The sequence below is a fragment of the Lentibacillus sp. CBA3610 genome (genome assembly GCF_013373365.1).
In the GTDB taxonomy this organism is placed as follows: domain Bacteria; phylum Bacillota; class Bacilli; order Bacillales; family Amphibacillaceae; genus Lentibacillus.
This window is the reverse complement of sequence record NZ_CP035925.1, coordinates 1,030,676-1,042,833: the sequence shown is the minus strand read 5'-3', so window position 1 is coordinate 1,042,833 and position 12,158 is coordinate 1,030,676. Positions and strand designations below refer to the sequence as shown.

Below are 12,158 nucleotides of genomic sequence, written 5' to 3'. Positions count from 1 at the left end.
AAGGGGTAATCCCCACTTCGGACTACCCCTTTTTAATCTCAGCGATCCACAATCATATCCAACCACTTAATATCCGCTTCTAAATGAAGTAACGCTCCTTCAATTAGCATTTTCATTGTTTCATTACCCGATTGTGACATTTGTTTTTTTAATTGTGTAAGTTGCAAAATATCCTTAAGCATTGTTTCTTTTTGATTCTTAATCATGTTTAGCTTGTTTTCATAAGAAACCTGGCTGGCGCAAAGAAACTTAAAGTAAAATTCATCCTTGAACAATGATCTGCCAACTGGCTCTTCTAACCAAGACCAAAGCTCCTCTTTACCCGCTTGTGTAATCGTATATAGCTTTCGGTCCTTTTTATCATGGCCAGGTGATTGCACTAATAAATCTCGCTCCAAACGGTCAAGCGTCGTATATACTTGGCCGGCATTCAGAGGCCACATTCCTTGAACAAGTTCTTCAAAGCCTGTTTTTAATTCATAGCCATGTCTGGATTTTTCATATAATAAGGCAAGTAATGAATGTTTTACGGACATGAATATCCCCACTTACTCATAATTGATCGCTTCTTTTATTGAAGTGCGTGATGCTGAAATGCTTGGCAGCCATGAAGCAAACAGTGTAAACAGAACGCCGCCTGCTATTGCTATGAGTAAACTATTCCAAGGAACAATAAAGTTTAGTAATCCCTGTGCATCAGCTGAAATAGAATTTAAATAAATGACTAAAATTCCATACAGCACCCCAACAATCACACCGGTAAAACCGATGAATAAACCTTCCGCTATAATCATAAATTGGACCTGCCTTTTTGTAAAACCGATCGCTCTCATTGTTCCTATTTCTTTAACGCGTTCCATCGTATTCATAAATAATGTATTGCTGATACCAATTGCTGAAATGGCAATGATTAACAATAACAGCCCTTGCATCAGTTCATCCATTCCATTTACCGCACTTGTTGTTTGTTCTTTGGTTAAAGTAACCGTATTTATCCCGTTAATTTCCTCGCCGAAAGTACTTTCCAGGGTCAATACCGCAGTTGAAATTGCATCCTTATCCACTGCATCCAGCGCAAGATGATAATCATGAGGCCAATTGAGCTCATTTTTTATTACATCTTCCTCCACAAAGGCAATATAACTTGTATTATGTGAGGTTTGGACGCTTCCTTTGACGAAAAAGTTTTGCTCCCCGGCTGGAGTATTCAGCGTCAGGACATCACCAACATCACCGCCCCATTCCGTTAAGGCACGCTCCCCAACATAAATGTAAGGATGATTACTATTTCCTTCCACTTCCTCTACTAATTCAAATTTCTCAGCATTGTTTATATCTGGAAAAGATATAATGGAGAATTCCCGCAGTTCATCGGCCTTCGTATGCCATGTCACATTTGGGATCTCTGTATAAGAATTTGCATCCTCTACGTCTTCTATCCCCTGTACGTTATCCAAATCGGAATCCGTCCATGGCGTTTCTTTCTCGACAAGGATATCTCCGCCAAACGTTGCCTCGATTTCTTCCTCCATGCCTTCAGGTAATGATTGTAATGCCGCACTCATAAATAGGGCCAGGCTCACACCAATTGCGAGCATTGCTGCAGTGTTTGCATTTCTTTGTTCAAATTGTTTGATTGAACGAAGCGCTTGCTTTCCCGAAAAACGAAACACGAATGCCATTATAGGGTTGACAACTATTTGAACAACTCTCATCCATAATGGGAACAACAGCACGAGACCAACGAATAGAAATAAAAACGCCCACACATTATCAATTAATCCAATTCCCGAACAAATAACCCCTAGAATGATCCTAAATTTGTTTAGTTTGTTAAAGCTGTTATGTGTTGCACTTGTTTCGAACATCGCTTTTAAAATCGGTGTTTTTCCTGCTTTATACAAGGGCCATGCTGCGGCTAAAAATGGAAATACAATTCCGACGATGGCAGAGATGATTAATGGTCCCACGATGACGACATCATAACTAACATTTTGAGTGACAATAACTGAAACTAATATATCTTGAAAATATAATCCAAGCCAAATTCCAATGCCCAAACCAAAAATAGTTCCAATGACAGCCAGAAAGCCAATTTCCTTTACAATAAGTTTTACGATATTTCCATTTGTATACCCAAGGCTTTTCATGATCGCAATTTCTTTTTTTCTTTCGATAATGCTCGTATTGATCATATTAAAAGCGATAAATGAACTGATGAAGATGGACAATATAGCAATTAGGTCAAATACATAATAAAGACCTTCCACATCATTATTTTGCTGACTATCTGCAACAATAGGCTGGACAAATAAATCCGTCCCTTCTAATTCCGATTGATAAGCTGATAACAGTTGCTTCTCATCTGTGTCATTATTTACCTTAAATCTAAAATTGGAAATTTGTTTGTCTATACCGGTCCATTGCTGAAGTTCCTCTAAAGGGACCATCACTTGAATATCCTGCAGTATTGCAGCCTCAAACGTTTTGGGACTGTTTAGCATGCCCCCTTCCTGAACAATCGCCGTGATTTCCAAACTTCCCATATCTTGAAAAGAAATTTGATCCCCTATTTCTTTTCCGAAAAGTTCTGCCGCATTATCCGTTATAATGAGCCCTTCTTTTGTAACATCTCCCGCTTTAACAGGCATTTCGATTAGAGTATTGTTAAAGTCAGAAATACCGGTAAATCGGACAGAGGCTTGCGCTGGATCTTCTGTTTCCATCTCCGCAAACCCTTTTTTGTTAAATAGCGAAACGCCCTCTTCCACTTCTTCTTGTTGCTGCAGCCATTCCAGTTCATTTTCTGAAAAGGTGCTCTCATTGCTTTGAATCCAAAAGTCGGCATCGCCTGCATGTAACCGTTCCTGTTCATCCATTAAATTGGAGAACGTAGACTTCGAAATGAGCATGCTCGCCATAACAGCGACACCCAGAACCAGGGCAACAAGGGTGAAAAAGAAGCGTTTTTTATGGCGCGTGACATTACGCCATGAAACGAGCCAGGAACTTAGCATAATCGTCATCCTCTCTTTTCACTTCCGCTTCAATGACACCATCTTTAAATAAAATAATCCGATCAGCGTATCCTGCTGCAAACATATCATGGGTTACCATGACGATGGTTTGTTTCCGTTCTTGATGAAACATTGCTAATAAATCTAAAATGTCACTTGACCGCTGTCTGTCTAAGTTCCCTGTTGGTTCATCAGCTAACAGAATCGCAGGCTCGTGAATTAACGCCCGGGCTATTGCCACCCGTTGTTGCTGACCGCCACTTAACTCATGGGGAAATCTTTTCTGAAACCCTCCTAAATCCACAGCTTCCAATAGCATTTGGACATCGCCTTCAGATGCTTTCTTCCCATCCGCATGTAATGGAAAAATGATGTTTTCATAGACCGTTAACGTTGGCAGCAATTGATAGTTTTGAAAGACTAATCCGACTTCTTTTCGCCGCATTATCGTACGTTGTTTCTCATTTTTGGACGTTAACTCCGAACGATTCAGGTGAATAGCTCCAGACGCAGGCGTATCTAATCCGCCAAGTAAATGAAGCAACGTTGTTTTTCCAGAACCACTTGGCCCAATAATACAAACGAACTCTCCTTCTTCTATCGAAAGATCAACTCCTTTTAGGACAGGCACCACTTCTGATCCTGCCTTATATTCTTTTTTTAAACCTGCAACATCAATCATCCTATTCACCTCTTTGTTTTGATGGAAAAATAGTATAAGACCATGAATAAATAAAATCAGCGATAAAAACGATTCCCCAAATTTGCGAAATGCCGAGTATAACCTCGTTTGGATACGGCGTTTCATGGACATTTTCAGTGCCAACCCAAGAAAGATCACTCAAATAATCGAATGCTTGACCGAAACTACTCAGGCCATACCCCAAAAAAATCACTTGAGCCACTGTAAATATCAGTAAATGGATAAGCGAGCTATAACGATATTTTTTCGCAATGTATTCAGGGTCCTTTTGTCTTTTCATCACGTACTTATCTTTTTCAGTAAGCAAATCAATCCCGCGCCATTTCCCTATTTTCAATCGCATCCAGCGGTCAAGCTTTTTAAAATCATTAATACCAAATGTGCAAGCATAGACGAGAAAGATAATAATCACGATTTGGAATGAGGAAATTTCTCCTGTTTCTCTATAAATGACAAGCGCTAAAGCAGCTTCTAACATGAGCAATACAATAAATAAAAGCAAAAAAATTAAGCTAAGCTCTCGTTTGCCAAAAATGTAGCGAGCTCCACCAAATAACAATAACGATACAAGTGACAAAAGCTCAGCAAAAATAAAGATTTCCCATTGAAATTCCACAATAAAATCCATCACATTTCTCCCACCCCTTATATATACTGAGTAACTAATTACTGAGTATACATATACTGAGTATATATGTCAATAAAAATTTATAATGTTGATACTAACTACTTTCACCATAATAATCCGAACACAAAAAAACTTACGAGAGTTTCCCCTCGTAAGTTCCTTAATCCTTATCCTTGCTATCGACAAAGTCAGGTTTGACATCACTCAGCTCATCGTCCGTAATGTCAAAGCCCCAATCATCACCGTCATCGAATGTGTGCCCTTTTGGATCAACTTTTACGGCAACTTTTGTCTCGCCGATAATTTGGACGACAAACTCGCGTTCAACTTCAACGATAATTTTATTACCATGACTGGCAATCTCGCATTCCAGGCAATTTGGCTGTTGAACCACCTTAGCAATAACATCATATTCATCATTTATGCTTTTATCGTCCTTTACTGACAGTGGAACATAATCAGTATATGTCACACGTTCAGTAACTACTTCTGTTTTGGTATTATCATTGTAAGAATACCATATATTGATGTCATAGCTGCCGCTCACTTCAACTGTATCCTCAGACTTTTTCTTAGCGTTATACAAATGGTTAATCACCCAGCAGCCGAGAATACTGGTAGGTCTATGTGATGGTGAGACATGGTGGGTTGCCTGCGTGAATTTCCTGCCTTTGCCACAAACCGCTTTCGTGATAATTTCTCTATATTCGTGATCTAGAAATGACATATCTTCGCTACCTCCTTTTACTCATAGTCATTTTATGCAAGACAAATACCTAAAGTGCATAATGAATTTATGAAAAAGTGTTAAGATAGCGGGATGAACTGTTAAATATAGAAAAGCCAGGCAGGTACAACCTGGCCTGACTGATGATTACTGCCTAGCTGACGATTCGTCTTCATATTTTGTCCCGGTTTCACCTGACAGAATATCACCACCGGTTGAAGTGATCACATTGTTGGTCACTTCACGGGATATGGTGCCGGAAACGAGCTGCAGGACATCATTTACAACGCCTTGTGTTTCCTTGAATTCCTGGACAATCGGAATTTCATCCACTTCAGCATGCAATCGGTCAATTTCTTCTTCAACTTTTTTGAGTGCCTCTGTTTTTCCGTATGCCTGAAAATTAACGGCCTGCTTTTGTAACGTTTTTATTTTCTTAATTAGCTGCTGAACTTTCTTGTTATCATTAAGCTTAGCTTCAACTTGTTTGAAACGGTCAATTTCCTCTGTATTCGCAAGCATGTTAGCCAGTTTTTTTGATTCATCGAGTATTTCTTTACGTGTGTATTCCGCCATATTATTTCACCTCAGCTGCAGTTTCTGCCATAACACCGTTTAATGACCACGTTTTGGTTTCCGTTATTTTAACATCAACGATTTTGCCAATGGCTGATTTCGGAGCTTTAAAGTTAACCAATTTATTCCGTTCAGTGTAACCCGCAAGCACATCCGGATCTTTTTTGCTTTCACCTTCAACAAGAACCTGTACAACTTTATCCTGATACTGTTTCATTGATTCAGCGGATTGTTTATTCACAAGCTCATTCAAACGGTAAAGACGCTGTTTTTTCACATCTTCAGGAATATCATCCTGTTTCCGGGCTGCCGGTGTTCCCTCACGAGGCGAATAAATGAATGTAAATGCTGATTCAAAGCCAACCTCTTCAACCAGGGACATCGTTTCTTCAAATTGTTCTTCAGTCTCATTCGGAAAACCAACGATAATATCAGTTGTCAGTGTTGCATTTGGCATTGCTTCACGGATTTTTCTTACCAGTTCCAAATATTCTTCGCGTGTGTATCTGCGGTTCATCTTCTTAAGAACTTCGCTGCTGCCTGATTGCACCGGCAGATGGATGTGATCAAGCAGATTGCCGCCTTTTGAAAGCACTTCAATCAAACGGTCATCAAAATCTCTTGGATGGGATGTCGTAAATCGGATTCTGGGTATATCGATTTTATGGAGATCATCCATTAAGTCACCCAGACCATAATCCGAATCCTCAAAGTCTTTACCATAAGCGTTGACGTTCTGACCAAGCAGTGTAATTTCTTTGTAGCCTTGTGCCGTCAAATGACGGACTTCCTGAATGATATCTTCCGGAAGACGGCTTCGTTCTTTTCCACGGGTCATCGGTACAATGCAGTACGTGCAGAATTTGTCACAGCCATACATAATGTTGACCCATGCTTTGGTTTTGCCTTTCCGTGCTTTTGGAAGGTTTTCAATGATATCGCCTTCTTTGGACCATACCTCAACAATTTTTTCTTTACCAAACATTGCCTCTTTGACAAGGTGCGGCAAGCGGTGAATATTATGGGTCCCGAAAATCAAATCAACTTGCGGATGTTTTTTCAGGATGCGATTGACAACTTTTTCTTCCTGCGACATACAGCCGCACACACCAAGAATCAAATCCGGATTTTCCCGTTTCAAAGCCTTTAAGTGGCCAATTTCACCGAACACTCTGTTTTCCGCATTTTCCCGAATCGCGCATGTGTTCAGTAAAATAATGTCCGCTTCATTGGTATCGTTGGTTGATTCATACCCCATTTCGGACAGGATTCCTGCCATGATTTCCGTGTCATGTTCATTCATTTGACATCCATATGTACGGATCATGAATTTCTTGCCTTCACCAATGTTTTCCATATCTTCCGGGATGCCAAAATCATAATGAACTTCAACATCATCACGTCCGCGTTTTCTCGCTTTACTCAAATTGGGCGGCTCATATGTTGTCTCAAAATACTTGGCAATCATATCATCACTGGATGTTTTTTTCAGCCGTTCTATATTGTCCGCACCGGATTTTATGTCCGCCGGATTTTCGGCCTGCTTTATTTGTGATTGCTCTTTCCGCTGCTGCTCGTTCATAACCAGACTCCTTTCTTCTATATAAAAATCACTAAATGTTTGTTTGCATACCCATACATTATGTCATTATAAATGCTACAGTCAAAATAAACAATACATGACCCGTATAGGGAGCGAACAACATTCTATAATAAAAAAGTGCTGCGCAAGTGCACAACACTGAAAATGAATGATTTAATGATTATCTCGGTTCCACAATTAATTTAATCGCTGTCCGTTCCTCTTCTTCGATCATAATATCGGTAAAAGCCGGTATACAAATTAAATCAACTCCACTTGGTGCAACAAATCCTCTCGCAATCGCAACTGCCTTAACGGCCTGGTTTAATGCCCCGGCGCCAATAGCCTGTATCTCCGCTGAACCTCTTTCCCGTAAAACGTTTGCAAGTGCACCTGCTACTGAATTTGGGTTTGATTTAGCTGACACTTTTAATACTTCCACTACTAGTACCTCCTTAATTTACTATTGTAGTTCTAATCCTACTATATTCTTGGAGATGTTAGCTTATTACCTTATTATGCACCAATAATTCTAAACATTCAAATAATCAACTCGCAAAAGTGGAATGAGCAAACTTACATTCACCCTCTCAGTCAACGAATGGATGGTCATCATTCACCAACACACGCTCAATGTTGGATGCGGTTCCAGTTTTTTCATCTATTGTCATTAACAGTCCATTCAGTTGAGTTCTTCCCTTTTTATCAATTTCAAAACGAACCGGAAGACTCGTCAAAAATTTTTTCATAACTGCTTCTCTTTCCATCCCTAATATGGCATCATAAGGACCTGTCATACCAACATCGGTAATATATGCTGTTCCCTTTGGCAAAATGCGTTCATCGGCAGTCTGTGTATGTGTATGTGTGCCTGCAACTGCACTGACTTTTCCATCCAAATACCATCCCATTGCCTGTTTTTCACTTGTGGCTTCAGCATGAAAATCGACAAAAATAATGTTTGTCCGCTTTTTCGCTTCCTTAATCAAATCATCCATTTTTCGAAAGGGATCGTCGATGGCTGGTAAAAATGTCCGCCCTTGCAGATTTATAACAGCAACCTCCGTCCCGTTTATATTGACAAAAACGATGCCTTTTCCCGGTGTCCCTTCCGGAAAATTAGCAGGTCTAACCAGATTGTTCGCATCATCTATAAATTCAAATATTTCTTTTTTGTCCCATGTATGATTGCCCATTGTTATAACGTGGGCACCCCACTCCAAAAATTGCTTATAAATTTTTTTATTTATACCCTTGCCGGCCGCTGCGTTCTCTCCATTGATAATCGTCATATTCGGACGATACTTTTCCTTCAATTTAGGTAAATACGTCTCCACCATTTCCCGGCCTGGAGACCCTGTCACATCTCCTATAAATAATATTTTCATTGTTCACATCCTATCTATGAAGTAAGTTAAGTGTTTCATAATCGCATGTCCCTGTAAAGCAAAAAAGCGACTTGACAGCCGCTTTTTTGCTTATTTTGCATATTCTACTGTTCGTGTTTCACGAATGACAGTAACTTTTATATGGCCTGGATATTCAAGTTCTCCTTCAATTTGCTTCCGAATATCACGCGCAATTCGAACAGAATCGATATCATTGATTTCATCAGGTTTAACCATAATTCGAATTTCTCGCCCGGCTTGAATAGCAAATGATTTCTCAACACCGGAAAAGGACTCTGAAATTTCTTCCAATCGCTCAAGTCGTTTAATGTAGTTTTCCAGTGTTTCACTTCTTGCTCCAGGTCTGGCAGCTGAGAGTGCATCGGCTGCTGCCACTAAAACAGAAATGATGGATGTTGCCTCTTCGTCACCGTGATGCGATGCAATCGAATTGACGACAACTTCATGCTCTTTGTACTTGACGCCAAGTTCTTTACCAATCTCAACATGGCTTCCCTCAACTTCATGATCAATGGCTTTACCAACATCATGAAGCAAGCCGGCCCTTTTTGCCAGTGTTTCATCTTCGCCTAATTCAGCAGCAAGCAATCCGGAGAGATAAGCGACCTCCGTGGAATGCTTCAGTACATTTTGACCATAACTTGTCCGGTATTTTAAGCGGCCGAGTATTTTGACCAAATCCGGGTGCAGGCCGTGTATCCCAACTTCAAACGTTGTCTCTTCTCCAACCTCGCGAATATAATCGTCAACATCGCGTCTTGCTTTATCAACCATTTCTTCGATTCTGGCCGGGTGGATTCTTCCGTCCTGTACAAGTCTCTCAAGAGCAATACGGGCTATTTCACGGCGGACGGGATCAAACCCTGATAGCACGACTGCTTCTGGTGTATCATCAATAATCAGGTCAATACCCGTCAGTGTTTCCAGTGTTCGAATATTACGTCCTTCACGACCGATAATTCGACCTTTCATTTCATCGTTTGGAAGGTTGACCACAGACACGGTCGTTTCCGCAACGTGATCTGCAGCACAGCGCTGCAGAGCTAGTGAAAGAATGCTTTTGGCCTTCTTATCCGCTTCTTCCCTGGCACGATTTTCAGCTTCCTTAATCATTAAAGCAGATTCGTGATTAACCTCTTGCTCAACCCGTTCCAAAATAACCTGTTTAGCCTGGTCGGTTGTATAACCGGAAATTCGCTCAAGCTCCGTTTGCTGCTCGTTAAGCATCGCTTCCACTTTGCTTTCCATTTCTTCAATTTGTTGTTGTTTTTCTGTTAATGATTCTTCCCTTCCTTCCAGTGTCGTTTCTCGCTCATCAAGCGTTTCACTTTTCCTGTCCAGATTTTCTTCTTTTTGCATCAGACGATTTTCTTGTTTCTGTACTTCCAATCGACGCTCACGTAAGTCCTCTTCAGTCTGCTGGCGAAGATTGTGGTTCTCATCTTTCGCCTCGAGAAGCGCCTCTTTCTTGGCAGCATCAGCATTTCGATGTGCCTCGTCCACTATTTGTTTAGCTAAATTTTCCGCACTGGAAATTTTAGCTTCTCCAATAGATTTACGAATCAGATAACCAACAACAATACCGACGATCAGGATTACGGCAAGCAAAATGGAGATGATTAAGGGATTGTCCATGATTTCACCTCCTATTGCTATAAAGTTGTACAATTAATTCATTATTGTCGGCATGTACAATGTTCAATAATAAATAACTTATTGTATAATAAAATAGAAAATTATACAATTTAATTTTACTGTTACCAGTAACCAATGTCAAGAAATCGTAACAGTTAATCATATGGAATGTAAGAAAAAATGCTGTCGCGTCTTTTCAGATGTCAAATGCGACACAATGAAAAAGTGTGCTATAATACCGCTCCGGAAATACGCTCCGCTGGTGTTGACTTTCTGTACATTGAATGTTTTCTCGCTTGGACAGAACGCAACACAAAGCTGCGGAAAAATACGACACTCCTGCGGGAAAGGAACAGTCTGAAGACCCCGCAGCGAGCGCTTAAGGAAACAAGGCTAAGAACGCCACGTCAATAGCCAAACGGCCTCCCGAGACCCAACATCGTGTTGGCCGCGAGCGAGGAGGCTGAAGCGTGTTCCCCGCGGAAAGAGGGAGTATTTTCCGCAGCCAGCGATGAAAGAGTAGAAGACATTTTCAAAAGTTGTGTCGCAGTTTATAGTTTTTATGGCAAGAACAATAATCTTTTAGAAAACAGCCTCAATTGAAAAACAACGGCATTCACCATCCTTGAAAGTGGATGCCAGTATTTTTTTCATCCTTTTCTAAAATGATAAATCCTTTGCCGCTAATTTACCGGCAAAGGATTTAGACAATGCTTATACATCCAGGCTTTCCTGATTGGGTTCTTCTGTTTCCGATTCTTCATCCGGTGTGTCATCCAGATTATAATGTCCGCGGACGGCCTGATGAATTTCCTGTTTGACATTCTCATTTTCTTTGAGGAACTGTTTAGCATTTTCCCTTCCTTGTCCAAGCCGTTCTGAATTATAAGAATACCATGCACCACTTTTTGTAACGATATCCAAATCCGAACCAATGTCCAGGATTTCGCCTTCTTTCGAAATCCCTTCACCATACATAATGTCGACCTCTGCTTGTTTGAACGGTGGAGCAACCTTGTTTTTAACAACTTTTAATCTTGTTTTATTCCCTACCATGTCATTTCCTTGTTTAAGTGTTTCGGCACGGCGCACTTCCAGTCTGACAGATGAATAGAATTTAAGGGCACGGCCGCCCGGAGTCGTTTCCGGATTTCCGAACATAACCCCAACTTTTTCCCGGATTTGGTTAATGAAGACAGCAGTCGTTTTTGACTTGTTGATCGCCCCGGATAATTTTCGCAATGCTTGGGACATCAAGCGTGCCTGCAAACCGACGTGCGAGTCTCCCATTTCACCTTCAATTTCTGCTTTTGGAACCAATGCTGCCACAGAATCTACTACAATTATATCAACCGCTCCACTGCGTACCAAGGCTTCAGCGATTTCCAGTGCCTGTTCTCCGGTGTCCGGCTGTGATAAGAGCAATTCCTCAATATCCACACCAAGTGCCCGGGCATAAGTTGGGTCAAGTGCATGTTCAGCATCAATAAAAGCAGCTTGTCCACCCTGCTGCTGAGCTTCAGCAATGGCATGCAAAGCGACTGTCGTTTTACCGGAAGACTCCGGACCGTAAACTTCCACAACACGTCCTCTTGGGTAACCCCCGATTCCCAAAGCTACGTCTAAAGCCAGTGAACCACTTGGAATCGTTGCCACCTTCTGCCCTTCCTGTTCACCCAGTTTCATAATGGAACCTTTTCCAAACTGTTTTTCAATTTGTTTTAACGCCATGTCTAAAGCTTGTTTTCTATCTCCCAACGAGTTTACCTCCTTATATTAAATGAGCTAGTTACATCATACTCTTTTTTAAAGGATTTGCCAAGAATAAAACGAATAAATGTTCCCGTTTTTTAAAGGCGTTTATTGTGTGAAAAGTGAATT

At 40.8% G+C, this 12,158-nt stretch carries 11 protein-coding genes; all 11 read right to left on the bottom strand.

Going from position 1 to position 12,158, the window contains the following annotated elements; all coding sequences use genetic code 11:
• Positions 1-38: 38 nt before the first annotated feature.
• The gene (locus tag Len3610_RS05275) at positions 39-536 is read right to left on the bottom strand and encodes a PadR family transcriptional regulator (protein ID WP_176447027.1); all 498 of its coding nucleotides are present in this window, start codon (positions 534-536) and stop codon (positions 39-41) included.
• Positions 537-548: 12 nt separating this feature from the next.
• On the bottom strand, positions 549-3,017 hold the full coding sequence (locus Len3610_RS05270; RefSeq protein ID WP_176447026.1) for an ABC transporter permease: 2,469 nt from the start codon (positions 3,015-3,017) through the stop codon (positions 549-551).
• Positions 2,986-3,699 carry an ABC transporter ATP-binding protein gene (locus Len3610_RS05265; protein ID WP_176447025.1) on the bottom strand — a complete coding sequence of 238 codons (714 nt, stop codon included), beginning with the start codon at positions 3,697-3,699 and terminating at the stop codon, positions 2,986-2,988. Before Len3610_RS05265 ends, Len3610_RS05270 begins: the two co-directional genes overlap by 32 nt.
• A 1-nt stretch (position 3,700) precedes the next feature.
• Positions 3,701-4,348 carry a hypothetical protein gene (locus Len3610_RS05260; RefSeq protein ID WP_176449556.1) on the bottom strand — a complete coding sequence of 216 codons (648 nt, stop codon included), beginning with the start codon at positions 4,346-4,348 and terminating at the stop codon, positions 3,701-3,703.
• Positions 4,349-4,508: 160 nt separating this feature from the next.
• Positions 4,509-5,075 (bottom strand): outer spore coat protein CotE, encoded by a 567-nt coding sequence (locus tag Len3610_RS05255; protein ID WP_176447024.1) that lies wholly within the window; start codon positions 5,073-5,075, stop codon positions 4,509-4,511.
• Between the two features lie 147 nt (positions 5,076-5,222).
• Complete coding sequence (locus Len3610_RS05250; protein WP_176447023.1) at positions 5,223-5,651, bottom strand: YlbF/YmcA family competence regulator; 429 nt, start codon at positions 5,649-5,651, stop codon at positions 5,223-5,225.
• A gap of 1 nt (position 5,652) precedes the next feature.
• On the bottom strand, positions 5,653-7,233 hold the full coding sequence (gene miaB / locus Len3610_RS05245; protein ID WP_176447022.1) for a tRNA (N6-isopentenyl adenosine(37)-C2)-methylthiotransferase MiaB: 1,581 nt from the start codon (positions 7,231-7,233) through the stop codon (positions 5,653-5,655).
• A 181-nt stretch (positions 7,234-7,414) separates the two neighbouring features.
• A complete protein-coding gene (locus tag Len3610_RS05240; protein ID WP_010530699.1) occupies positions 7,415-7,675 on the bottom strand; it encodes a stage V sporulation protein S in 261 nt (86 codons plus the stop codon).
• Between the two features lie 148 nt (positions 7,676-7,823).
• Positions 7,824-8,621 (bottom strand): TIGR00282 family metallophosphoesterase, encoded by a 798-nt coding sequence (locus Len3610_RS05235; protein ID WP_176447021.1) that lies wholly within the window; start codon positions 8,619-8,621, stop codon positions 7,824-7,826.
• A 90-nt stretch (positions 8,622-8,711) separates the two neighbouring features.
• A complete protein-coding gene (rny, locus tag Len3610_RS05230) occupies positions 8,712-10,277 on the bottom strand; it encodes a ribonuclease Y (RefSeq protein ID WP_176447020.1) in 1,566 nt (521 codons plus the stop codon).
• 714 nt (positions 10,278-10,991) lie between these two features.
• Positions 10,992-12,035 (bottom strand): recombinase RecA, encoded by a 1,044-nt coding sequence (gene recA / locus Len3610_RS05225; protein ID WP_176447019.1) that lies wholly within the window; start codon positions 12,033-12,035, stop codon positions 10,992-10,994.
• Positions 12,036-12,158: the final 123 nt, after the last annotated feature.